Genomic DNA, 23,717 nt, shown 5'->3' with positions numbered 1-23,717 from the left:
CTCGTGGGCTCCATTTTTTTATAGCATTGATGATAGTCTTACTTTGATCAGCATACCTGGTCCGTTCAACCTGCGTTGCCCTCAAATACAGATGTTGGAATGTTTCGTATCTCAATGCTTCGCATGACTTGTTAGTGCCAGAAGCAATCATATATTCAATACAATATTATTATTTCTTCTTTGATTAGAGGCTAAATCGTGCTCATTTTAGGGCAGCGTAAGTGTAGCGGCAACCAGCGGCCGTCATATTGGCGCCGGCAATAGACAATGAAGAAAGAAAAATCAAATGCCTGGTTTTGAAAACCATACACCTGCAGACATAAAAGAAGTCGAGATGGAAGACGGCCAGACAGCGCAACCAATGCCGCCTCAGAAGAAAGCTGCCTATCGGCGATTTGCCTTAGTGGTGTTTATGATCTTTGCCCCGATACAAGTTTATATTGGATGGCGCCTGATACCAGACTTGCCCGTTAATTTGGTCTTTAAGGTCTTCGGGGCAATGGTCGTCGCCATTTCCACCGTTCTTATTCCCTATGGAACACTCGCTTCTGTTTTTGTAAAAAGTCAGGCCGTTGCAGACCGCCTTGTCTGGGCTGGTTCTCTAACACTGGGCTGGTTTTCATCCTTGTTGATTTTTACGCTGATACGCGACATTGCGCTTCTGTTTGTAGACGGGCGCAACTGGGTGGCCGAAAGCGCCGTCCTGGCATTGGCACTGTCTGTCCTGGTTACCCTGATCGGGTTTTTAAATGCCCGACGGATTGCGAAAGTGGTGAATGTGGATATTCCCCTTGATAATCTTCCTCTAGCGCTTGAAGGTTTCACTATTGCCCAGATAACCGACATTCATGTCGGGCCGACAATCAAGGGCCAATATGTTCAGGGGGTCGTTAATCGGGTCAATGCCCTGAACCCCGATATTATTGCCATCACAGGCGATGTTGTGGATGGTAGAGTAGATCAACTTGCCAAAGATACTGCACCGCTTGGCAAACTTGACGCCCGTTATGGAGTGTATCTGGTGACCGGTAATCACGAATACTATTCCGGCGCCGAAGAATGGATTGATGAATTTCGTCGAATTGGTTTGCAAGTATTGATGAATGAGCATGAGGTTATTCGGCATAACAACACCGATATTATTGTTGCAGGCGTGAATGACTACAGCGCTGGCAAGGTTATACCCGCTCATAAAAGCGATCCTGATGCGGCTATTTCCGGAAGCCCTTCTGACCCTCCCAAGATATTGCTCGCCCATCAACCCCGTTCAGCCGATGCGGCGGCAAAAGCCGGCTTTGATCTGCAGCTTTCAGGCCATACCCACGGTGGCCAATTCTGGCCTTGGAATCATTTCGTCCGCCTTCAGCAACCTTTTACCGCTGGCCTCCGACGCCTTGGGCATCTTTGGGTATATACCAGCCGCGGTACAGGATACTGGGGCCCACCGAAGCGATTTGGCGCGCCATCTGAAATCACTCTGATCAAATTATCTAAGGCATCTTAGGATCGGAACAAGGCTTTTGAATGTGCGCTTGTCCATATACACCTGTCTATCTGGCAGAAGCCGATGAAATTTTCCAGAGCACTTTTTTCTCCCTTCAGCGTTCAGGAGAAAAATTATTGAATTTGCGTAAGAGATGAATTTTGGTTCAACTCAGCCTCCAGGGTGCGAAGATGAGACCCAAACCAGGAACCCGGGGGTCGGGCTCAGAACAAATGATCCGTACTATAAAAAGTACCTGCCCTCAAAGATAGCTGGGGCTCTGTCATTTTTACTACAAGATATACCGCCCCTATTTCAACTTGTTGAGCAGGAGCAGTGCAACATAACAACGAACCCCATTCACCTCAAACCACATCAAAAAGGATCTGCAAATGCCAGATCGAGATCCTCTTTGGCTTCCAGATACCAAGTTCCATATTCTTCTGTCTCGCGATGATTCTGACGATTCTGCTCCTTATAAAGGTCATTTTCCTCGTCGTAAGCGAATGAAGGTTCCGCCTCCTGGAGCCAGGAATTGAAAATCCGGTCCATCTGATCGTCAATTCCAGAACCACTCGGATCGTTGTCCTCCCTTGAGCCTGACGGGTCTTCTGTTGCTTGTTCCTGAACAAAACTAACTTCTTCCAGACTGGTTTGCGCAACACTGTTATCAAACGTTTGCGGATAAACACCATTTTCACCGTTGAAACGCTCACCATCCAAAGCGAGGCTTTCGAGGAAACCGTTTAGATCGACTGTTTCGCCCTCGACCGTAACATACGTCACAACAGGAAAATAAAATTCGTCGATAAGATGGATGCTAAACCTGTTTTCTCCCCATTCCGCGACAACGAGTTCATCCCAGTTGGCAATTCCGTAGGTATCTGCCTCAATGTTGATGAAATCACCATCACCAATATTTAAGTCGAGGATATGGTGATCCGTCCCTCCGTTGAAATGGACTTCATCCTGCCCAGCGCCGGTCGTGATATTAAGCCCGATCGCAGTCATTGTGTTCATATAATCGGACCATTCCGAACCGGAAAATGCCTGGCCTCCGTCTGGATCAGCAAAGACTCTGTTTATGATATGCGTATCCATATCGAAAGAGCTCGCCCCGGGGGCCTGAAGGGTCGCAACAACAATCCCCGTACTTGCGACGCGAAGGTAACCAACCCCATCATTATCGATTTCGTAGGACAATTCTGTTTGGTCCGAGACACCATAGGCTTTATAGTCAATTTCAATGCGGTCTAAATCGCCTTCGAAATCGACAATCGTATTGTTGCCGCCGGTCAGTATAAAAAGATCCTCCCCGCTCCCCCCTTCCAGGGTGTCGTCTCCTTCTCCTCCAGCAAGTGTGTCGTTACCATCATGTCCGAATAGATAATCGTTTCCCGCTGCCCCCATGAGCACATTGTCTTGCTCGTCTCCGCGGATGTCATCGTCAAAAGACGTGCCCTCGATGTTCTCAATATCGAAGAGTTGATCGACGCCTTCAAACAAAGTGTACTCTTCACTTCCGTTCAATTTGTATTTCCATTGATGTCCATTGGCGAATTCGACATATTCGCGCCCCAAGGTATCTACCTGCTTCTGTGACATATCGACTGTTATGCCAACATTTGCACCAAAATATGAGGCTGTATCACTGCCCTCCCCACCAAACAACTGATTGTTCCCACCGCCACCTAGGAACATATCGTCACCATCGAAGCCGTAAAGTTTGTCATTTCCATCGTCCTCGGCGGTGTATTGGTCCGGACTGTAACCAAACAGAACGTCATCAAATTGCGTGCCCATGATCAAGTCATCCGAGCCGGTACCTTCGACTTTAAACCCACCATGTGCCCCGATGATTATCAAGTTTGAATATCCAAGCTGTTCCATATAGGCAGGGTCCAAATTCTCGACCGGGCGGTCGAAGTCCGCGCCATAGAAAGCGCCCTCGGAATTAATAAAGATCGCGTTCTGCTTCAAAGATTCAATAAAGGCAGCTTTTTCTTCTGCGCTTAAACTAGAGCCAAGACCAAGCTCTTCTGCCAAGTCTCCAATTATAACAGAAAGGATCTTGTTGTCTGCGTCCCCTATGTTCTGAGTGAAGCTGAAATCCCCGACCACATTGGAGTCTGACCAGAAAATACCCTGTTTGGCGCCTTCACCAAGAGGGAAAAGAATTACGTCCCGGGTTGGGTCGAAATCCATAATTTCTACATAATTGGCAGTAGGTGGAGGAGTGGTATAGCCATCGGCATCGCTAATTGCCTCTACAATGTCTTCAACCAAAATACGGAGAGAATTAAGCATTCTCGCACCCATACCTATTACACTGGCATAACCGGCGAGTGTATTGAAAGAATTCTCTATAATTGCCGGACCGGCTAAACCCCAATTGAAATCCAGATGAAGTTCTGTCTGAGCTTCCCCTATTACGAACGTGTCATGCCCTTCGCCACCCGTTAATTCATCGCCCCTGTTGTCAAGCGGGCCAGTGTACAGCCAGTCATTGCCAGTGCCACCAATAAGGGTATCGGCCCCGCTGCCGCCATACAGAATATCGTTGCCGGAACCGCCTTCAATCAAGTTATCTCCGTCTCCCGCATAAATAATGTCATTGCCACCACCGCCATAGATTTCTTGAGAGAAAGCGGGCCAGTGAGGTATGTAGGCTCTCTCGGGAACTGATTCATTCTGATCGATGCTACCGTAGATGATATCATCTTCATCCGTGCCAATAATTGTCGTGTATGCTGAAAACTCGGCGCCGTAGTAAATGAATCCTAATTCGTACAGTGGCCTAACGGACCATGTACTTTCGTAGTAATTGTCCTGCATCTTGTAGGTGCCGGCGTCGACGATTACAATTTCCTTAGTGACCCAAGCTGAAAAACTTGAATCCACTTCGCGGCCGTTGTTCTCTTCTATACTGTGTTCATCCCAGTAGGTTATCGCCATTTCCAACTCCCAGTTACTTGATTTACTCCAGCTGCATGATTAACTCCGGTTAGCTTGACTTGCGCTGATTTTTTAAGCTGAAACCTTCTTCTGACATATTCAGCAACTGTTTTCTGTATTGTTTAGAACTGAGCGACGGGAATCTAATACATTGTTTCTTCAGCCGTGATAGACAAAATCTATAATTAATCTAAGTATATGAAAAATAACAACTTTTCAAAGTGCATTGAAAACCCTTAAACAGTACTTACATAAACCCTTATTTCGAGATTGCACACCTACACCTATTTTAAATCTTTAGATCCGAACAATTATTAGTTGTTTTTTGAAAGTTAATTGATGTGAGTATCAAACCCACTCTCCGTCAACTTGAGTATTTTATTTCCCTTGCTGAAACCGGTCACTTTGGCGAAGCTGCAAATCTATGCAACGTGTCTCAACCAACGCTCTCCAGTCAATTTAAGCTATTGGAAGATCGATTGGGTGCAACGCTTATCGAACGAAACCCCGGACAAATCTCAGTAACACCTACCGGCAGGATGATACTTGAACTTTCAAAAACCGTTTTCACCGCCGTTAATGAAATACAAAATGTGGCGAAAAATGCGTCGGGAAATCTTGGGGGAGCGCTCCGTCTGGGGGTAATTCCAAATTTTGGCGCGTATATCCTCCCTTTTGTAATGCAGGGAATCCACAAACGCTTTCCTGAACTGGAGTTTTTCGTTCAGGAAACGCGGGATCTGGAACTGCAGGACGGGCTTTTATCAGGCAAAATAGACTGTGCCCTCATGTTGTCATTGGATCATCCTGGTATCGAACAAAGCCCTTTTCTAACCGAAAGTATCAGACTTGGATTTCCGTATGATCATCCACTGGCACAGGAACCGACAATCAAAATTGGGATGCTGAAGGACGAACATTTTCTGTTTTTGGTTCCTTTGAAACAGCTTCCTTCAAAGGTTCAAAATTTCTTTATTCAGTCGGGAGGACATATTCGGTACGAAATTGAAGGTCCAAATCTGGATAGCCTACGCCACATGGTTTCAATTGGAATGGGCATTACGGTGTTTCCGGAGCTCTATATCAAAAGCGAATTCTCAAAAGACACCCGTATCATTCTGCGTGATGTTGAGGGCTGGGAACTCAGTCGCGAACTTGTTCTCGCTTGGCGCAAAGGTTCCGTTCGCAAGGACCAATATCTCCAGTTTCTTGAAGAGTGTAAGGCCGCAATTGAGCCCGCCCGCAAAGGCTGCGTGGGATAGGTAATTCCTATCACACCTATAGAAACAAAATATTTGCGGGTTCATTAACCTGTAAGTAGGCTTATAACCAGATATCTAGGCTCACCGAACGTCATATTTGGTTGACGTTGTTAAACATATGTTTCGCGGAGCCCATTACTCATCGCCTTTGCTCCCTAACCTATTCCTTTCATAGGGGTATATTGTGAGGTTTTCATGGTGAACACAGTCTTTGCAACCTACGGCAGATCTCCGTCCAATGGAATGCGGCAGGAACAGGCTTGCGTTATTGACTCTGAACCGGCGCACCCAAAACCTGTGCTTCGAAACGCCTTTCTGTCCGTCAAAGGTGCGTTCATTGGAGCCGCCCTTATCAGCCTTCTAATAAATGTGCTGATGCTTACCGGCCCGCTCTTTATGCTTCAAATTTATGATCGTGTGTTGTCAAGCGGTTCTGTGCCGACATTGCTCACACTCTCGATAATCGTTTTAACCCTCTATGCACTATACGGTCTCTTGGAGCTTATCAGAGGCCGGATCTTTACACGCATAAGTCAAAAAATAGATAATCACCTCACGTCAATTGCCTATAAAACGTCAAACAATCTCGCCCTGAATCGTGGTGAAACATCACGAGATGTCAGACCTACACAAGATCTCGATAACATCAGAACATTCCTCGGAGGCAACGGCCCAGCTTCCCTATTCGATCTGCCTTGGATGCCATTCTATCTTGGCATCATATACCTGTTCAGCAGTACATTGGGTGCCGTTGCCCTGACAGGTGCGTTGATGATTTGCGTGCTTATTGGTTTAAATGAGATTCTATCAAGACACCCTTCAAAAGAAACAAGCTTTGCCACTCAGAGCCGTTTGAGTGCAATTGAGGAGGGACGGCGAAATGCCGAGGCGATCCAAGCCATGGGGCTGGCGACAGTTTTTGCTGATATCTGGCACAGAAAGAATACCCGGTTTTTAAACACGGCACGCCGCGGGTCGGACGTTACATTCTTCTTCGGTACCTCGATCAAGACGCTTCGGTTCATTCTGCAGTCTGCCATGCTTGCTGTCGGCGCTTGGTTGGTCATTCAGCAAGAAATTACGGCAGGTGTCATGATCGCAGCTTCAATCATGACAGGGCGCGCCGTCGCGCCGGTCGAATCGGCCGTTGGGAACTGGCGCAGCCTGTTATCAGCACGACAAAGCATCAAAACCCTCTCTGAATATCTAATGCATCAGGATGGCGCAACAGAGAAGATCAAACTTGCCTTGCCCAACAAATCCTTTGACGTGCACCAACTTGCCGCGGGCGTGCCTGATCTATCAAAACCTATCATCCGATCGGTGACTTTCTCCCTTAAAGCCGGTGACGGGCTTGGGGTAATCGGGCCATCTGGCAGTGGAAAATCCACGCTCGCACGGGCGCTCGTGGGGGCGGCACGTCAATTCGCAGGAACGGTTCGGTTCGACGGCGCCGGGTTGACTCAGTGGGATGAAGATCGGTACGGAGATTTCATTGGGTACCTTCCCCAATCAGTTCAGCTCTTTGACGGAACAATCGCCCAGAACATCTCCCGCTTCAAAGACGATGCGCAATCTGAAAGTATTGTTGAAGCCTCTCAAATGGCCGGGATACATGATTTCATTACAAGCCTCCCAGATGGCTACAATACCAAGTTCATTTCCTCCGGTTCCCTGCTGTCAGCTGGGCAGCGCCAACGTGTCGCTATAGCTCGCGCCGTGTTTGGCTGTCCGTTTCTTGTTGTTCTGGATGAGCCCAATTCCAACCTTGATGCTGCCGGCGATACTGCCTTGACCAATACGATCAAATCGCTACGGGAGAGAGGATCAGTCGTCGTGGTTGTTGCACATCGCCCCTGTGCGATCTCGGCAGTCAACACAGTGCTTTGTCTCCAGAATGGTGAAGTGACAGCCCTTGGCCCCAAGAAGGAAACAATGGGTCAGCTGCTGTCTACAATCAATAAGGAGGCAACGGGCTAATGCAGGAACCGCAGGAAAAAGATTTGTCAAAAAGCATATTACGGCATCTATGGATAGCGGGGGCCGCCTCATTTTTGTTGATTGTTGGCGGCGGGTTCTGGGTTGGCTCAAAAGAGATTTCCGGCGCAATTATTGCGACGGGCCATGTTGTTGTGGACAGTAGTCGAAAAAGTATTCAACACCGCGACGGAGGGATTGTTCGCGACATTCTGGTGAATGAAAGCGACAGAGTGGAAAAAGGCGACACATTGTTTGTTCTCGACAGCACCATAAACGAAGCCCATCACATCGGCATTCTACATCAGTTAAACGAGCTGTATTTCCGGCGCGCCCGTCTAGTTGCCGAACGCGATAACTTTGATGAAATCACTCTCGAAAACGGCCTCTATCCGCAAATTCAAGAACATCTTACTTCGGAATTACTGCATAGACAGTCCCTTCTCAAAGACGCTCGGCGGCAGGTCCTTGAGGGACGCAAGGAGCAATTGCATGAACAAATTCAGCAGTTTGAAAGCCGAATTGACGGAATAGAACTGCAGCTGGTGTCAAAATCTAAGGAAATCGAAATTGTACAGGAACAAATCAGTGACCTCAGCATTTTAAGGGCGAAGGATCTGGTACCAAAACAACGCCTGCTCGATCTGCAACGCCAAGAAGCATTGTTGACCGGTGAGTTCGGGGCGCTCAAATCGTCGGTTGCACAATTGGAAGAATCCATTGGCGAAAAGAACCTGCTAAAACTGCATGTGGAAGAAGAGTTTCTTACGGAAACGCTTGAAGAAATGCAGCAGGTTGACACCGCTATCGCCCAGCTTGAAGGGCAGCAGAAAGCGGCGGAAGATCGGCTGGCACGCGATACCATAAAATCCCCTTACACAGGAACTGTTCATGAGCTGAAAATGCATTCTGTCGGGGGGGTGGTTAGCGCGGGAGAAACGCTTCTGCAAATTGTTCCTGAGAAAGATAAACTCGTTGTGGAAGTAAAGGTCCCCAACGTACATATTGATCGCCTAGCCAATCTGAACGGCGCAAGAATCCGGTTTCCTAGCTTTAATCAACGCCTGACACCTGACCTCGCAGGAACATTGGTGAGTGTCTCCGCGGATATGATCGTTGATGAAGCGACCGGACAGAATTTCTACAAAGCGCGTCTTGAAATAGATTCGAACGAACTGGACAAGCTGAATGGCAAGAAACTGGTTCCTGGAATGCCCCTTGAGGCCTTCATCGAAGTTGAAAACAGGACGATTATGTCCTATCTCATGAAACCTTTGTCAGATCAGATTGTTCACGCGTTTCGTGAAAGTTAAGGTCTATCGCGACGGTTTGACATAGAACTAAATGAGAGATGGTTGCTGGCGTCCGTTGGCTCCAAGTTTTCTGGATCCAGTACCAATTGCGAAATACCACGGTGGCAGCACAGGAGAATGACACTCCAACTCCAAACAGTTTCTGTAAATTGCTTCCCCGGTGGACCGGCTCAGGCAATATCGAACTTCCTCAGTCTTGCGGGAGATCAGCCGTCCGTATTCCATACTTAATCTCCCAACCGGTCAACACCTGGCAGGCTCTTACGTTCTCTACCTGTGTTTCACCATCAGCCAGATTGATGGTTTGTTGAATTGTCCTGCATTGCCATTCTGCCTCAACATTTTCCTCCTGAACTGAATTTGCATCATTACCAAGTTTTACAACGCTCAGGTTCTTGCTTTCAGTATCAGGTATGGCTGTTAGTAGTTTTTCAAATACAAAACCATTGGCAACCTCGCCATCACCTACGAGGTACCAGGGTCTATTTTGCACCTTGCCGATAACCATAACGGCAGAATCTTTATGCGCCTTGTCAACGACGGTAAAATCTGTTCCTGGCCCGCTTCGAACGTTGGCATTTTTCAACATTCGAAATGGCGCGTCGATCAGTTTCAAAGGCGGTATTTTCTGTAGGCGACCACTTGCTATCTTGATGGGGATTTCACCTTTTTCATTTTCGGTTTTGACAACCTTGATATTGGCTTTGACCTCACCATCGTCACTCGTCCAGACTTGATCTTTACCTGTCGCCGCCGCCCGTTTCGTAGAAGCAGCAAGCATATCTTGATCAACATCGGTGAGTAAGTCGGAATACTGCTTGCTTATCCAATTTCCGGCATCAGAAAATTGCTGACCAACCCATTCAACGGACTCATTAGCTGTCGAATTAATTTTCTGGTTAGTGGACGATGAGCACGAAACCGTTAAGGAGCCGATAAACAGCAGGAATAGTGAATTTCTAAAAAATCTGCAGATCATGATATTTGCTCCTGATAATATTTAAAAACCGGCCTATATCGCAAATTACGAACAATCTTTTCCCCCCGAACTAAACGGGGCTAAAGGATCGGATACAAGCGAACTGGGCAAACCCATATTTGAACCAAAATATAAGACAGACCCAAGCTTGCCCTGATGAAAACTCATTAAGTAATATTGGAAATTTGTTAAAATAGGATTTTCAAACGCGCAGGGTTTGAGCAAAATTTTTCTAAAAACTCACCCGATACTCCATTGAATTTCAATAAAATTGCCTTGACGCAGTGAGTCAGTTGTTAGGTTTCCTCTTAGGAGAAATAACCGCGATCTTCATATGGAAAATCCCAAAGCTCACGGTTCTTCGGATCTTGTAAGTAGTGATTATTGTGATAGCTCCGAATTTCCGTGATCTTGTCGTCTTTGAATTTGTACCACTCTGTCCCACGAAGTACCTGGCGCTTCTGATCAATTGGCGGTGTCCACGGCATACTCCATTCAATTACCGCCTCTGGCTCTTGAATGATAATATGGTCAAGAACCCATGAAGCTTTTGTTTTCGGACCGACCTTGAACCAATAGTTCGCGAGTGACGTTGCACCATGGACCGGACCATGGTCGACAAAATAATGCACCACATCTGGATCAAATGTCGACTTCATCAGTTCGAGGTTTGCAGTAGAACAACCTTCGTAATATCTCCTGATGATACTCGTGTATCGATGATCCGTTTGTGACACCACTTCGTCCCTTTCAATTCAATAACACCGATAATCCTACTAGCATCCGGAATAGGTTATTTCAATCTTGGATTAGCAGCATAATGCCAGCTTCCTTCAAGAGAATTTCTGAGACGTCAAAACTATGATCCAATGCACCATCGTTTAATGGCTTTGCCGGACAGCAGAGTGTTTTTATCCCGCTTTGTATGATAGCACGTGCGCAATCGGCACAGGGATAACGGTTAACATATATGGTGCAACCCGATATAGCTGCGCCAAAACGGGCGGCATTGTAAATTGCGTTGCGTTCAGCATGTTCGAACCAGAAAAACTTCTCCCCGCTCTCGCGGTTAAATCTGTCTTCCTCATCGGCTTCTATATCGCGCGGAAGCCCATTGAATCCGGTAGACCTTATTTCATTGTCTGGGCCTACAATGACGGCGCCGACTTTAAAGTCCCGATCTTCCGTCCATTCGGAAATATGGTTGCATAGCCCCATAAATCGCTGATGCCATTTAAACTCCCGGTTTTTCTCCGACATTATTCGTCCCCCGTCTTTTTATCCGGCGAAAATATAGCTGGTTTTAACCGTTGTATAAAATTCAGCGGCATAGCGACCCTGCTCACGTGGGCCGTATGAGGAGCCTTTGCGACCTCCAAATGCAACATGGTAGTCAACCCCAGCCGTTGGCAAATTCACCATGACCATGCCAACCTCCGCCTGACGCTTATAATCCCGAGCCCGTTTCAGGTTTTGGGTGCAAATACCACCGGCCAGACCAAAGGATGTATCATTGGCAACGGCAAGCGCTTCGTCAAAATCTGTTACTTTGATAATGGATCCACATGGCCCAAATATTTCTTCGCGATTAATACGCATATGGTTATCTGTTCCAAGAAATAATGCTGGCGCCTGATAAAACCCCTGCTTTCCTAATTCAAGTCTCTCTCCACCAATTACCTCCTTGGCTTCGGACCGTGCAAGATCGACATATGAGAGATTTGAGTTCAGCTGTTTTGCATCGACCACCGGACCAATATTTGTTTCCTTGTCTAAGGCATCGCCAATTTTCAACCTTTGAAGGGCTTTTGTCATTTCTTCAACAAAAGCATCATGGATTCCCGCCTCCACAATAAGTCTGGAAGACGCCGTACAACGTTGTCCGGTTGAGAAAAAAGTACCGTTGATGCAAGCTGGAACAGCGATGGACAAATCAGCGTCGTTCAGCACGATCATTGGGTTTTTACCACCCATTTCAAGCTGCACTTTCTTCAACATTTTACCGCAGACTTCTGCAATATGATGTCCGACCGAAACTGACCCCGTAAAAGAAACGGCATCGACACCAGGATGTGTAATAATAGCTTCGCCGACAGTTGACCCCCGCCCCATCACAAGATTGAAAACGCCCGGTGGGCATCCACACTCATGTAAAATTTCCGCGATGACATGCGCGCATCCCGGTGTTAAATCAGCGGGTTTTATGACGACGCAATTTCCATGTGCAAGAGCTGGGGCTATTTTCCAGGCTGGAATGGCAATCGGAAAATTCCAGGGTGTCACGAGACCGACAACTCCGACTGGCTCGCGCGTTATTTCTACATCAATGTCTGGACGAACTGAGGGCTGGCCGTCCCCGATTTGTCGGAGACATTCGCCTGCAAAAAACTTAAACACTTGTGCGGCCCGCATGGTTTCGCCAATTCCCTCAGCAAGCGTCTTCCCTTCTTCGCGGGACAACAAGCGGCCGATTTCCTGGCTTCGATTTGCGATCTTATTGCCGACAGCGTCCAGAAGATCATGTCGAGCTTGCGGTGTTGTGTTTCGCCAGGCCCGCAAAGCCGATCTGGCGGCATCAACCGCCTTATCAACACTACTGGCATCGCCATACGAGTACTCACCGATAACATCGGTAACATCGGAGGGGTTGATATTCGCATGGTAATCACCACTCGATACCCATTCGCCGCCAATTAAATTATCATGTTTTGTCATTATATTTCTCTCTTGAGTTCTCAAAATATCAATTGGAGGCGAGTTTCCTGACAACAGGTGCTAGCTCCCGTTTATGTTGGTCGGAAAGCGTCTGGAACGGAGGAAGCAATTTCTCCCAACTACTTTCTCCACTGCGTTGCCCAACGAGATACTTTATCGCCGGTATAAGGGCTGTCGAAGATATCGCATTGCGAATGTTACCGATTTCGGTCAATAATCCGTCTTGGTCAACTTCTTCACCTGACCATACTTTTGCGCAAAGCCGCGATGTCTGATTAACCGTCGCAGAGATACATCCGGCAAATCCATATTGTTTTGCCTCCCCGAGTGATGTTTCCGAGCTTGGGAAAACGGCCAAATTAGGCAACCGGGATGCCAGTTGTCGGCAATAGTCAAGGTCGCCCGAGGAATCCTTAATACCGCAAAATCGATCAGGCCATGCGTCATGCAATCTTTCAATGACTGAAATCGGTATAACCAGCCCTGTCATTTGCGGGAAGTTATAGAAATATAGGGCTATTTTTCTACGGCCCAACTTCTGATGCAAATCAGCATACCAAGCAAACAAGCCCTCTTCAGATACAGGTTTGTAATAGTAAGGCGGCAAAACCAAGGCCACGCCATATCCAAGGTCATCTGCACAACAGGTTAGATCAAGGGTTTCAGACAACGAAGGCGTCCCGGTCCCTACCATTAATTTGGTCCTGTCCAGCGAGTTTGCTGCCCATGTCATTACCAATTTGCGAGTTTCAGTATCGAATGAATTTGCTTCACCGGTCGAGCCCAGTAAATTTAATCCATTACATCCATTTTCCAGTGCCCACTGGCAATGCGAAATAAACAACCCCTGTTGCGGTATACCCGCCGTGTTGACCGGCGTGGGAACTGCCGCGATGACACCAAACATTTAGTTTTCTTCCTTGCTTTGGCTAATTTCAGCCTCTTTTTTTTTGCGTGGTAATGCCAATACTGCCGGGTGATCCTGATCCGTGGTTGTGAGACGGTTCCATCCGCCGGGCTCACCCAAACCTGTGACAGCTGGTTCAAAATATTCCCGGTTTATTTGAACAAATATTGCTTCGTCTTCAGATACTTCATCGTCGTAACGGATGGCATCCACAGGGCAGATGCTTTCGCATATCCCACACTCAATACATTCATCCGGATGTATATAGAACATCCGGCCACCTTCATAAATGCAATCAACCGGGCAAACGGTGGTACAGGCACCATCTTTAATGTCGACACATTCGCTGTTGATGATCAAGGCCATATCAGCCCTTACCTGCCGCGCCAAACCGGCGCGCGCTTTTCCCGAAAGGCTGTGACGCCTTCTTCGGAATCTTCAGAAACCAGCGCAGAGACAAGCGCGGATAATTTAAGAGATTTTGCTTCCTTCACGGAAAGATGGGAAGTTTCCTGTATTGCTTCTTTAATGGCGCGCACGGACAGCGGTGCACAGGAGAGTATATCCTCCACCCATTTGTTTACTTCCTCATCAAGTTCTTCACGCGACACAACCGAGTTCACCAACCCATAACTCTGTGCTTCGGCGCTTGACATCATGCGCCCCGTCATCATCAGGCTCGCTGCTACTTTCTGAGGGACTAGACGCTGCAGCAATATCATCCCGCCAGCAAGCGGCAGACGACCCACTTTTGCTTCTGGCAGGCCAAACCGCGCATCATCTGTCGCAATGACGATATCACAACCAAGTACCATTTCCATGCCACCGCCAAGAGCCAGTCCGTTTACCCGTGCAATTATGGGGACTGTTAAATTCGGTCGCATGGCGATGCCGCCAAAACCGTTTTTATTTTGCGAAGCCCAATATTCAAGGCCCGATTTACCATCGCTCGACTTCATATCAGCACCGGCACTAAAGGCTCGATCACCAGCACCGGTCAGAATAACGCAACGAATTGTGTCATCGGTTTCAATCGTAGACCAGATTTTTTCTAGTTCGCGATCAGTGGCGTCATCAACTGCATTCATGCGATCCGGTCGATCGAGCGTCACCCTGGCAATATTATCTTCTACTGTGAACCGCACACTCATATTGCGACACTTTCTGATGCCGGCGTAACTAAGCCAAATTCTTTAATAATATCCTGAGTATGCTCGCCAAGTTTTGGCGGCATATGCCGAATTTCAAGAGGGGCATCTGATAAATGAACAGGAGACCCAACCAGCGTAATGTCCCCGAGAACAGGATGTTCTATAGCGACAAGCATATTGTTTATCGCAGTCTGTGGGTCCGCCAGCGCTTCATCGAGGGATTTGACAGGTGCACACAGCAAATCTCTCTCTTCAAGCCGTTCTAGCCAGTGTTCTGATGTATTGGTTGCGAAATTATCACGGAACAGTTTCTGCAAAAAAGGCTTATGTTCCCTTTGACTTTTCAGATCAGGATACTCATCTGAAACATCGTCAATACCAAGAGCAATACAGATATCCTGAAGAGGTTTGGGCTTAAAGGCTCCGACAACCACAACCGCACCATTAGTTGTCTCGAATACACCGGTAAGTGGCATTGCCGCCCAATTCAAAACTTCACGATGCTTGCTCCATTGCGCCGCTTCCTGCATTTGCATTGCAATCATTGAATCGTAAAGCGACACAGCAACTTTTTGTCCACGCCCTGTTTTTTCACGGGCAAGCAGCGCCGCCATTATTCCTTGGGTCAAATGCATTCCCGCTGTGTAATCACATAATGTCGTTGGATAGATGGATTTCGGTATCGAAGGATCGGCCGTTTTTTCCATCACACCACTCATTGCCTGTGCGAGAACGTCCTGCCCGCCTTTGTGGGCATAGGGCCCGGTTTCTCCGAAACCCGTCCCCGATGCGCATATAATACGCGGATTTATTTTACTGAGCTCGTCGTAACCGAAACCGAGACGGTCCATAACACCAGCACGAAAATTATCTACAACCACGTCACAGGATTTGACAAGGTCATGTACCATCTGTTTTCCAGACTCCGCTTTTGTATCTATTTCGATCGACCTCTTATTGCGATTGAGAGAAGAAAATACCGCGTTATTCATGGCAAGCTCCGATACTTCCCCAAAAAAATTACGCGATAGATCTCCAGCCCCGGGCCGCTCAACTTTGATAACGTCCGCTCCAAAATCCGCGAGCATCTGGGTTGCACAAGGACCCAGCATGACCTGGGTAAAATCCAGAATTCGCACACCCTCAAGCGGCATTATGTTTTTGTTTGTCATGGTACTTATCCTTACGAAGCGAGCGATTCTTCAACTAACGCATTGGGCGATGGGATATCTCCCGGGTCCGCCCCTTGCGCTCGCATTTGCTGTTGAATTAATTTTACATCGACATCGCGCAAAGCGATCTTTCCGTTCAAAGCTAAAGATACAGCCACACCTGCAGCTTCCCCTTGTGACATGCACGGAGGTATTTCGCGCGACGATTTCTGACCTTCGCTATCAACCGAATAATGACGACCTGCAACGATTAGGTTATCCAGTCCCTTGGGAAGCAAAGCACGATAAGGAGTATAGTAGTCGCGCCCTCGGCAGACACTGTCGGCAAAATGGCGCCTGCTTTGTACATCATCCTTTGTGACAACATATTCGCCCTGCAACAACCGTGTTTGACGAATACCTAGCTGCTCTGCAGCACCCAGCATTTTGGCATTTTCGAACCCGGGGATATTGTTTTTGGCGAATTCCAGAAGCTTCATCATTCTATCCCGCCCCTCGAATTCTGCTTCGACCATTCCTTCCGGAGAAAGTCCGTCATAACCAGGCATATGCGGGCAATTGCACCATACAATTCCAGGTAATGGCGTCTTCAGCCACCACATACCCCATGCACCGCCAATGATGCGGCGGGCTTGGCGATCCAGCGCCTTATAATCTTCGGGATTGCTATATTCATAGGCTTCCGCTTTATCAGTGTCCACATCACACAGGCGGAAGACTGTCGTCACTATATACTGGCCGTTGATAAAAGACGCCCCGGCTGAGGCGGCGAGATCCAGATCTCCCGTCGCATCGATAACCATATCTGCTTTGATTGCTTGCCGACCAAGCTTGGTTTGGCATATGACACCTGAGACCTTGCCGTTCTCAACGATTGCTTCGGAAAACCAGCTATGTAGCCGTAAATTCACGCCCGCATCGCGAACCAAATCAAGACTGACGCGTTTCCAGGCATCGGGATCAAATGCGACAGCATGCAAAATCGGTTGCGGCATTCCGGTTTCATGAAAATTTATACAGCCCCAACGAGACCATTTTTTCCACATATCCCAACTTTTGTAACAATCTTCAGGCGGCGGGTATACTGCGCCATCCACTTGTTCCATCCGGTCAACGAATTCACTCACGATACCGGTCGTAACAATTTCGCGCCCCATATTTACCATATCGTCGAGAACAAGGACCATACCTCCGGAGGCCATGCCACCTAAATGATGATAGCGTTCAATCAATGTCACGGAGCACCCATTTCGGGCGGCAGAAACTGCGGCGGTCAGCCCGGCAGGCCCAGCCCCGACGACGACGACATCGGTTTGCGCAACAATCGGCACTTGTTGAGCTTGCACAGTCATAAAATCTTTTATTTGTTCTACCATCGGCTTACTCCTAACCTTGAGGCACGTTCTAGTTTGATCATAAATTTCGGGACCTGAATTCGCTTCAACGGTTACCAGCGCACAACCAGTTTTTCTGTGATCGATACCGCGGCAAACAAAAATACCGATAAACCGGAGGACATAAAAACGGTCGCATATAGCAATGAAGATCTAAAATTGAAGGTTGAATCAATTATCAAGGCGCCGAGACCAACATCTGCGCCAACCCACTCACCGACAATCGCCCCGATCACACATGTTGTTGCCGCGATTTTGAGAGCTGAGAACAGAAATGGGAGAGAAGAAGGAAGCCTTATCTTCCAGAAGATTTCAGATTTGGAGGCAGATAAAATTCTTGCCAATTCCAAGGACTGCGCGCTCACGGATTGAAGGCCACGTACCATATTAACAAGGGTCGGGAAAAAGCAGATTAATCCTGCAATTACAACTTTCGCCGTTAATCCGGCTCCGAAAATAAGAACCAAAATCGGTGCTATAGCTAATATTGGTATTGTATTGATAAAAACCGCAAGCGGGAAAAACGCCTTTTCGGCTGTTCGATTATGTACAAATGCAATCGCAATTAACATTGCTGCCAAATTACCGGCAAAAAAACCCAGGACACTCTCGTAAAATGTTGGCCAAAAATTCTCCAATAGAATTGGAAATTTGGCAACAAAAGTAGCGGCAACATCACTCGGCGCAGGGGCAATATAGGCAGGTACATCGAATATTCTAACGCCGAACTGCCAGATAATTAGCAAGGCTGCAACTGTCGCAAAGGGAATGGCTATTGCTTCAATCTTTGCTCGGCGAACTACTCTTTTCTCATCAGATTGAAGTGCAAGATCAAGATTCTGTGAAACTGACATCAGCAAGTCTCCAGTAATTCTCGCAGATAGGCTGCGTATTTGGTAAATTCCTGCGTATCACGCAACTTAATTTCACGTGGATAGGGAAGGTTGATATCAACGACCTCCTTCAATCGACCTGGATGTGCCTGCAACATAAGTACTTTCTGTCCAAGAAAAACGGCCTCTGGGATGGAATGGGTTACAAACAAGATTGTAACGCCTGTTTCTTCCCAAATTTTAAGAAGCTGCAAATTGAGATGATCACGTGTCATCTCGTCCAGCGCGCCGAAGGGCTCATCCATAAGCAACAATTTAGGCTGGCACACTAGGGCCCGTGCAATGGCAACCCGCTGCCGCATCCCTCCTGAAAGTTCGTGGGGCAAAGCATTTTCACGCCCTTTCAGCCCGACGAGTTCAAGAAGCTCCATCGGAGATTTATCGCTAACAGGGATATCTACGCCTCGTTTTCGGCCCATCTCCAAGGGTAGCTCTACGTTTTGAATGGCCGTTCGCCATGGCAACAAGGCTGCATCTTGAAACACAAAGGCAAACTCTCTCGCAAGTCGGGCCTGTTCGGTTGATTTACCGAATATACTGACGTCACCGGAAGCTATCGGTACCAGGTCTGACACAAGTCTGAGCAAGGTTGATTTACCACACCCAGAAGGCCCCAATATTGTATAAAAAGATCCCGCCTCAACATCGAGCGAAAGGTTCTCAATTGCGGTGAAAGAGCCAAATTTTACAAACGCATTCTTGAGCGACGTCGCAATCGAAACCTTTTCAGCAGCCATCGCTTCTATTTTTCTGGCGGTTTCCATAGCATCATCCGTATTTTGGTCGTTCTGATGCCGTGTCTTGTAAAATCGACATATCTACAAGATCTGATACTTTCGGAGGTCCGTCTTCAAATTGGCCGAGGTCATTGTAGGCATCAATTTGCGCCTGCCAGTTTTCAAGGGTCATTGTGCCCCAGCCACTTTTGGCTGTGTTTGCGTTAAAGGATAGACCTCTCACCAACTGGACTGCTTTTAATTCTGACTTAATATCGAGATTTGGATATTTTTCGACCAAAAATTCTGCCGCTTTGTCAGGGTTTTCGTAAACCCATCCCCAGCCTTTTGCGATCACTTTGATCATATCAACAACCTTCTCATGGTGATCGGCAAGCGTGCTATCGGTCACATAATAAGGATTAGCGTAAAGCTGGATACCGGCGTCCCACAATGTCATATCTACACGCTGGTCCTTTAGAACCGATAGCGCATTGATGTTGGTATTCCAACCGGTGACCACATCAGCCTGACCGGTCATTAGAACCGACATATCGCTACCCGATACGATGACTTCGACATCGTCCTCTGAAATCCCGTTTTTAGCCAAAAGCGCTTTAAGCAGAATTCTGGCCGTACCATTGGTTGCGACTTTTTTGCCGATCAAATCCTTAGGTGTCTTCACAGGATTTTTCTTCAACGAGAAATACGTAAAAGGATGTTGCTGATAACCTGCAGCGATACATTTGATAGGAATACCTGCTGCCCGTGCAAGCATCAGGGATGGGCTGGAAGAGATAGAGCCCAGATTGGCTCGGCCAGATGCAACGGATGCGACACCATCTACGTTTGGTCCGCCGGGTATTACGTTCAGGCTCATTCCTGCGTCCTTAAAATACCCTAGCTTTTCAGCCGCGATTTCACCCAAAATGCCGTTGGAGGCCAGCCAGCCTAATTGCAAATTTACTTCATACAGGCCCGCCGCGTTGACAGAGCCGAAACTGAGCATGGTTCCTGCCATTGCACCAGCCGAGACAGCCCCCATACCCTGCAAAACATTTCGCCTGCTAATAGCTAGCTCTTTTTTTCTGATCATTGTCGTCCTCCCCTGTTATTTGAACTGCAGATAGAACGGCAACATGACGATAGCTCTGCTCTGCGCTTTATGTTTATGGACTTGACTGTAAGCGAAACAAAGGCGAGACTAAAAGGATCGATATTGACCAACAGCGGTGCATTTTTAGCACCACCCAAGATATGTCACCTAATATGCATAACATTTTTCTGCATTACCTTGATGAAGTAGCACGTCAAAATTCCATACGGAAAGCGGCGAAAATTCTCAATGTGTCATCAACTTCTGTAAATCGTAAAATTATCAATGTAGAAGAGCAGCTCGGTATACGACTGTTTGATCGCTCTCCCGAGGGTGTCGAAATCACGGCAGCGGGAAAGATTGTTTTGGAGCATTGCAGAAAAACCCTTTATGATTTCAATCAGGTAAGGACCATAATCGACGATATTCGAGACCTGAAAACAGGGCATCTCAGTATTGAAACAGTCGATTCCATGACTTTTGGGGTCTTGCCAAGAATTCTAGAGGAGTTTAGCAAGCAACATCCCAGTATTTCGCTTTCCGTCACTACATCTGTTGCCGATGATATATCGAAAGCCGTAGCTACGGGTGATGCCGATATGGGCTTTAATTTCACGAAAGAAATCCACCCTGATGTCCGCGTCGTCGCTGAAAAAGCGGCACCCTTCGGGATTATCATGCGGCCGGACCATCCACTGGCTGAACGTCATTCCGTCGGTATTGCGGATGTTGAAGGATATCCTTTGGTTCGCACTATTGACGCGAGATCAAGAAATTCGATCCTTGATCAGGAAATGAAAATAATATCATCCTCCTTGACCACTCATATCTTTACAAATGCATTAACCATTGCGAAACAGGCAATTTTTACAAATCAAGCTATTGGAATATATACAAAAATCGGTTTTCTGAAAGAAATTGAAATGGGAGAGCTGAAATTTGTACCCCTCTCCATCAAGTCGTTGAGTGATTACAAAATAGGCCTTATTATTTCATCGTCCACAGGCATTGATCCGGTTAAACGTGTATTTATCAATGCGGTTGAAAGAATTTTCAAAACTCTAAATTTTAGTGCCTGAATCAGACAGCAATCCAACTGGGTAAGGTCATATTATTGGCTTACGCTATTCTTTGTAGTTTGAAAGAAACCTTATTTCCATTCTCGAATCCGTCCAGATTATCCCGCGCTGCACTCACTAAACATGCGAGACAATCCTTTACCTGTATTTTCGCAGGATACCCAAATCAAGAGTTTCAGATTTGGCAATTTATCATTTCGTTTATGTATGCTAAATCGTCTTCAGGCTGAGCAAATTGCACGGCTTAACTCACATCCCGGAAAGAAGAACAGTACAATACCGGTCGATCGGGCTGTTTGTGCCGGGGAACCCGAATTGGGCCTAAAAACAAAAAAGGAAAAAAAATGACAGGCGCATTGGATGGCATCAGAATAATTGATATGAGCACTGTAATCTTGGGGCCCTGGGCAGCTCAACAGCTAGGGGATATGGGTGCTGAAGTTATTAAAGTTGAAACTCCGGCTGGTGATTTAACCCGCAAAGCAGGCGCTGCAAGGAACGAAGGTATGGCGTCATTTTTCATGGGCGCCAACCGGAATAAACGCTCGGTAGTAATAGATTTAACCCAACCCGAAGGTCAGGAAGCGCTCTTCAAACTGGTGGGAACTGCGGATATACTCCTGCATAACTTTCGGCCCAACGTGGCAAAGAAGCTCAATATGGGCTATGAAAGATTTTCGGAAGCTTATCCTGAATTGATTTACTGCGCCGCCTTTGGCTTTCGCTCTGACGGCCCAATGGCAGAGAAACCCGCCTACGACGACATCATCCAAGCAGCCTGCGGTATTGCCGACACACAGAAGCTCATGTCTGGAGAGCCACGGTTCGTTCCCACTATCATCGCAGATAAAACAACGTCACATTATGTTGTCTCTGCCATCCTGGCGGCACTGTTTTACCGGGGACAAAGCGGTAAAGGCCAGGCCATCGAAGTTCCCATGTTTGAATCCCTGGTGGACTTCATGATGGTTGAACATTTAAGCGGTGAAGGATTTGTCCCAGCAGCTGGCCCTATGGGTTACACCCGGTTATTGAATAAAGAGCGCCGCCCCTACGCCACGAAAGACGGTTTTTTGGCTGTCCTGCCCTATACGGATGCTAATTGGGATGCCATGTTCAAGGTTTCGGGCAGAGAGGACTTGAAAGAAGACCTGCGCTTCGCCGATCATGCCTCGCGCATTAAGCATTCAGGAGAAATTTACAAAATACTCGCTGAGATCGTCGCGACTAAAACCACGGCCGAATGGCAAGAAGCGTTGGATAAAGCTGCAGTACCGGTCCAAGCCGTCAATTCAATGGAAGATTTGATCGAAGATGAGCAATTGGTAGCAACTGGTTTCTGGAAGACGGTAGAACATCCGACAGAAGGCGCATTACGGTATCCTGAACCGCCGGTACGGTTTTCAGAGTCCCCCTCTTCCGTCCGACGACTGCAACCCAGGCTCGGAGAACATAGCGCTGAAATCCTGGCAGAGGCTGGCTATAGCAAGGAAGAAATTGATATGCTTTTTGATAAGGGTGTCAGCAAACCGGCTAACTAATCCCTTTTACATTCCGGTTTCTTCACGCAGTAAGTAGCCCATGCGACGGAATGAAAATCAGCCTGGCGGCGGTGTATATCCGCCCCCGGGGCGATTATGCCTTTGGCTCATGCTGTTATGGCCAGGCCGAAAATTCACTTGCAGGTGACTGATGTTGTTTTTCCGCTCTATATTTTCCCGGCGGCATTTTAGCATTTCTTTGAAAGAAGCGGTTAAAGTAGGCTGTATCTTTGAAACCTAACCTATAGGCAATTTCAGAAACTTGCCTGCTTGAGGTCAGGAGTTGCTGCTCCGCTTCTTGCATAAGTTTTCTATGTATTTCTGCCAGTGGCGATCTACCGGTTGCCCGCCTGACTGCCGATGTCAATCGGTCTTTGGAAACCCCAATGTGATCAGCATAGTTTGCGACAGTCCAATGATCCGTAACGTGGAGCTCAACCAACGACACAAAATTTTGAAAAATTGAACGGGGCAGTGATTTTGATTGTGTTGTATCTGGAGCCGTAATCCTCCAAATTTCGATCAGTAGCAGCGTCAGGTTATAATGGACAACATTTTGAGCTGCAGGCGCATTGGTAAACAGTTCGTCTGTAATAGTTTCCGTCAATGCCACCAAACGCTTTTCGACAACGTTGTCAGGAAATCGCTTAACCAGAGGGGACAACAGCGCTTGTCGAACGTCAGCGCCTAAAGTTCCAGTCGGTAACGATATGCCCAGTTGTAATTCTGGAATACTGACGGCCGCGCCGCGCGCACCGGCTTCTAGGGAAAATTTGGAACTTGTCCCTTGCGGCACCCAGATCAAAATCGGCGCCTCAGCAAAATTAATTGTCTGTTCAATATGTAAGGCACCAGCTCCGGCTGTCAGCAGGAACAGGTGTGATCGTCCTCCTCGTAAAACATAGTCTGTATTTGTAAGACTGCTTTTAAATCCGTGAGCTTCAACATTTTCCCAGACCACGGATGATATTTTGACTGCCATTTTTACCAGCCTGCCACCATTTCACTAACGAAACTCTTCAAAAGTACAATTTTATCCGCAATTAGTCTATTTTGTGAACTACTTTCTTTCTTTACCGTCAAT

The 23,717-nt window shown here is 47.3% G+C and carries 20 protein-coding genes; 6 read left to right on the top strand and 14 right to left on the bottom strand.

The annotated features are described in order from the left end of the window. Nucleotides 1-334 precede the first annotated feature (334 nt). Nucleotides 335-1,504, top strand: a complete 1,170-nt coding sequence (locus tag NBZ79_RS03425) for a metallophosphoesterase (RefSeq protein WP_420854577.1) — start codon at nucleotides 335-337, stop codon at nucleotides 1,502-1,504. A gap of 354 nt (nucleotides 1,505-1,858) precedes the next feature. Here the strand turns inward: NBZ79_RS03425 and NBZ79_RS03420 are convergent, their stop codons facing one another. After that, entirely contained in the window at nucleotides 1,859-4,438 is a 2,580-nt protein-coding gene (locus tag NBZ79_RS03420) for a calcium-binding protein (RefSeq protein WP_251935551.1), read from the bottom strand. Between the two features lie 341 nt (nucleotides 4,439-4,779). Here NBZ79_RS03420 and NBZ79_RS03415 point away from each other — a divergent pair, with 341 nt between their 5' ends. From NBZ79_RS03415 to NBZ79_RS03405, 3 genes are all read left to right on the top strand, one after another. Continuing rightward, nucleotides 4,780-5,700, top strand: a complete 921-nt coding sequence (locus tag NBZ79_RS03415; protein WP_251935549.1) for a LysR substrate-binding domain-containing protein — start codon at nucleotides 4,780-4,782, stop codon at nucleotides 5,698-5,700. Between the two features lie 195 nt (nucleotides 5,701-5,895). After that, nucleotides 5,896-7,680, top strand: coding sequence for a type I secretion system permease/ATPase (locus NBZ79_RS03410; RefSeq protein WP_251935547.1), 1,785 nt, complete (start codon nucleotides 5,896-5,898; stop codon nucleotides 7,678-7,680). A 23-nt stretch (nucleotides 7,681-7,703) separates the two neighbouring features. After that, nucleotides 7,704-8,990 (top strand): HlyD family type I secretion periplasmic adaptor subunit, encoded by a 1,287-nt coding sequence (locus NBZ79_RS03405; protein WP_251935546.1) that lies wholly within the window; start codon nucleotides 7,704-7,706, stop codon nucleotides 8,988-8,990. A gap of 190 nt (nucleotides 8,991-9,180) precedes the next feature. Here NBZ79_RS03405 and NBZ79_RS03400 read toward each other — a convergent pair whose 3' ends face one another. From NBZ79_RS03400 to NBZ79_RS03345, 12 genes are all read right to left on the bottom strand, one after another. Next, the gene (locus tag NBZ79_RS03400) at nucleotides 9,181-9,969 is read right to left on the bottom strand and encodes an SH3 domain-containing protein (protein ID WP_251935544.1); all 789 of its coding nucleotides are present in this window, start codon (nucleotides 9,967-9,969) and stop codon (nucleotides 9,181-9,183) included. Nucleotides 9,970-10,277: 308 nt separating this feature from the next. Beyond that, a complete protein-coding gene (locus NBZ79_RS03395; RefSeq protein WP_251935542.1) occupies nucleotides 10,278-10,706 on the bottom strand; it encodes a nuclear transport factor 2 family protein in 429 nt (142 codons plus the stop codon). A 61-nt stretch (nucleotides 10,707-10,767) separates the two neighbouring features. Continuing rightward, nucleotides 10,768-11,229 carry a deoxycytidylate deaminase gene (locus NBZ79_RS03390; RefSeq protein WP_251935540.1) on the bottom strand — a complete coding sequence of 154 codons (462 nt, stop codon included), beginning with the start codon at nucleotides 11,227-11,229 and terminating at the stop codon, nucleotides 10,768-10,770. Nucleotides 11,230-11,247: 18 nt separating this feature from the next. Beyond that, nucleotides 11,248-12,684, bottom strand: a complete 1,437-nt coding sequence (locus NBZ79_RS03385) for an aldehyde dehydrogenase family protein (RefSeq protein WP_251935538.1) — start codon at nucleotides 12,682-12,684, stop codon at nucleotides 11,248-11,250. 28 nt (nucleotides 12,685-12,712) lie between these two features. Next, the gene (locus NBZ79_RS03380) at nucleotides 12,713-13,591 is read right to left on the bottom strand and encodes a dihydrodipicolinate synthase family protein (RefSeq protein ID WP_251935536.1); all 879 of its coding nucleotides are present in this window, start codon (nucleotides 13,589-13,591) and stop codon (nucleotides 12,713-12,715) included. After that, nucleotides 13,592-13,957 (bottom strand): ferredoxin, encoded by a 366-nt coding sequence (gene fdxA, locus NBZ79_RS03375; RefSeq protein WP_251935535.1) that lies wholly within the window; start codon nucleotides 13,955-13,957, stop codon nucleotides 13,592-13,594. Between the two features lie 8 nt (nucleotides 13,958-13,965). Continuing rightward, nucleotides 13,966-14,742 (bottom strand): enoyl-CoA hydratase-related protein, encoded by a 777-nt coding sequence (locus tag NBZ79_RS03370; RefSeq protein ID WP_251935533.1) that lies wholly within the window; start codon nucleotides 14,740-14,742, stop codon nucleotides 13,966-13,968. Further along, a complete protein-coding gene (locus NBZ79_RS03365; protein ID WP_251935531.1) occupies nucleotides 14,739-15,914 on the bottom strand; it encodes a CaiB/BaiF CoA transferase family protein in 1,176 nt (391 codons plus the stop codon). Before NBZ79_RS03365 ends, NBZ79_RS03370 begins: the two co-directional genes overlap by 4 nt. 11 nt (nucleotides 15,915-15,925) lie before the next feature. Beyond that, complete coding sequence (locus NBZ79_RS03360; protein ID WP_251935529.1) at nucleotides 15,926-17,290, bottom strand: FAD-dependent oxidoreductase; 1,365 nt, start codon at nucleotides 17,288-17,290, stop codon at nucleotides 15,926-15,928. A gap of 71 nt (nucleotides 17,291-17,361) precedes the next feature. Continuing rightward, nucleotides 17,362-18,162 carry an ABC transporter permease gene (locus tag NBZ79_RS03355; RefSeq protein ID WP_251935527.1) on the bottom strand — a complete coding sequence of 267 codons (801 nt, stop codon included), beginning with the start codon at nucleotides 18,160-18,162 and terminating at the stop codon, nucleotides 17,362-17,364. Beyond that, nucleotides 18,162-18,965 (bottom strand): ABC transporter ATP-binding protein, encoded by an 804-nt coding sequence (locus tag NBZ79_RS03350; protein ID WP_251935526.1) that lies wholly within the window; start codon nucleotides 18,963-18,965, stop codon nucleotides 18,162-18,164. The genes NBZ79_RS03355 and NBZ79_RS03350 overlap by 1 nt, the downstream gene beginning before the upstream one ends. 4 nt (nucleotides 18,966-18,969) lie before the next feature. Then, nucleotides 18,970-20,013 (bottom strand): ABC transporter substrate-binding protein, encoded by a 1,044-nt coding sequence (locus tag NBZ79_RS03345; protein WP_251935524.1) that lies wholly within the window; start codon nucleotides 20,011-20,013, stop codon nucleotides 18,970-18,972. A 173-nt stretch (nucleotides 20,014-20,186) separates the two neighbouring features. Between NBZ79_RS03345 and NBZ79_RS03340 the strand changes: the two genes are divergently transcribed. Together NBZ79_RS03340 and NBZ79_RS03335 are read left to right on the top strand one after the other, a co-directional pair. Continuing rightward, nucleotides 20,187-21,092: a LysR family transcriptional regulator gene (locus tag NBZ79_RS03340; RefSeq protein ID WP_251935522.1), complete on the top strand. Its 906-nt coding sequence runs from the start codon at nucleotides 20,187-20,189 to the stop codon at nucleotides 21,090-21,092. A gap of 344 nt (nucleotides 21,093-21,436) precedes the next feature. After that, nucleotides 21,437-22,633: a CaiB/BaiF CoA transferase family protein gene (locus NBZ79_RS03335; RefSeq protein WP_251935519.1), complete on the top strand. Its 1,197-nt coding sequence runs from the start codon at nucleotides 21,437-21,439 to the stop codon at nucleotides 22,631-22,633. Nucleotides 22,634-22,748: 115 nt separating this feature from the next. On the opposite strand, the gene NBZ79_RS03330 is transcribed toward NBZ79_RS03335, so the two are convergent. Then, nucleotides 22,749-23,615: a helix-turn-helix domain-containing protein gene (locus NBZ79_RS03330; protein WP_251935518.1), complete on the bottom strand. Its 867-nt coding sequence runs from the start codon at nucleotides 23,613-23,615 to the stop codon at nucleotides 22,749-22,751. Nucleotides 23,616-23,717: the final 102 nt, after the last annotated feature.

Source organism: Sneathiella marina (assembly GCF_023746535.1).
GTDB classification, from domain to species: Bacteria; Pseudomonadota; Alphaproteobacteria; order Sneathiellales; family Sneathiellaceae; genus Sneathiella; species Sneathiella marina.
The sequence above is the reverse complement of the archived record's forward strand: the minus strand, read 5'-3'. Positions and strand labels throughout refer to the sequence as shown.

What these genes read in the sequence shown, in the direction of transcription:
- NBZ79_RS03420 (WP_251935551.1), bottom strand. Translation starts at nt 4,438, where the DNA reads ATGGCGATAACCTACTGGGATGAACACAGTATAGAAGAGAACAACGGC.
- NBZ79_RS03385 (WP_251935538.1), bottom strand. Translation starts at nt 12,684, where the DNA reads ATGACAAAACATGATAATTTAATTGGCGGCGAATGGGTATCGAGTGGT.
- NBZ79_RS03390 (WP_251935540.1), bottom strand. Translation starts at nt 11,229, where the DNA reads ATGTCGGAGAAAAACCGGGAGTTTAAATGGCATCAGCGATTTATGGGG.
- NBZ79_RS03335 (WP_251935519.1), top strand. Translation starts at nt 21,437, where the DNA reads ATGACAGGCGCATTGGATGGCATCAGAATAATTGATATGAGCACTGTA.
- NBZ79_RS03365 (WP_251935531.1), bottom strand. Translation starts at nt 15,914, where the DNA reads ATGACAAACAAAAACATAATGCCGCTTGAGGGTGTGCGAATTCTGGAT.
- NBZ79_RS03355 (WP_251935527.1), bottom strand. Translation starts at nt 18,162, where the DNA reads ATGTCAGTTTCACAGAATCTTGATCTTGCACTTCAATCTGATGAGAAA.
- NBZ79_RS03340 (WP_251935522.1), top strand. Translation starts at nt 20,187, where the DNA reads ATGCATAACATTTTTCTGCATTACCTTGATGAAGTAGCACGTCAAAAT.
- NBZ79_RS03345 (WP_251935524.1), bottom strand. Translation starts at nt 20,013, where the DNA reads ATGATCAGAAAAAAAGAGCTAGCTATTAGCAGGCGAAATGTTTTGCAG.
- fdxA (WP_251935535.1), bottom strand. Translation starts at nt 13,957, where the DNA reads ATGGCCTTGATCATCAACAGCGAATGTGTCGACATTAAAGATGGTGCC.
- NBZ79_RS03380 (WP_251935536.1), bottom strand. Translation starts at nt 13,591, where the DNA reads ATGTTTGGTGTCATCGCGGCAGTTCCCACGCCGGTCAACACGGCGGGT.
- NBZ79_RS03330 (WP_251935518.1), bottom strand. Translation starts at nt 23,615, where the DNA reads ATGGCAGTCAAAATATCATCCGTGGTCTGGGAAAATGTTGAAGCTCAC.
- NBZ79_RS03350 (WP_251935526.1), bottom strand. Translation starts at nt 18,965, where the DNA reads ATGGAAACCGCCAGAAAAATAGAAGCGATGGCTGCTGAAAAGGTTTCG.
- NBZ79_RS03410 (WP_251935547.1), top strand. Translation starts at nt 5,896, where the DNA reads ATGGTGAACACAGTCTTTGCAACCTACGGCAGATCTCCGTCCAATGGA.
- NBZ79_RS03425 (WP_420854577.1), top strand. Translation starts at nt 335, where the DNA reads ATGGAAGACGGCCAGACAGCGCAACCAATGCCGCCTCAGAAGAAAGCT.
- NBZ79_RS03370 (WP_251935533.1), bottom strand. Translation starts at nt 14,742, where the DNA reads ATGAGTGTGCGGTTCACAGTAGAAGATAATATTGCCAGGGTGACGCTC.
- NBZ79_RS03400 (WP_251935544.1), bottom strand. Translation starts at nt 9,969, where the DNA reads ATGATCTGCAGATTTTTTAGAAATTCACTATTCCTGCTGTTTATCGGC.
- NBZ79_RS03360 (WP_251935529.1), bottom strand. Translation starts at nt 17,290, where the DNA reads ATGGTAGAACAAATAAAAGATTTTATGACTGTGCAAGCTCAACAAGTG.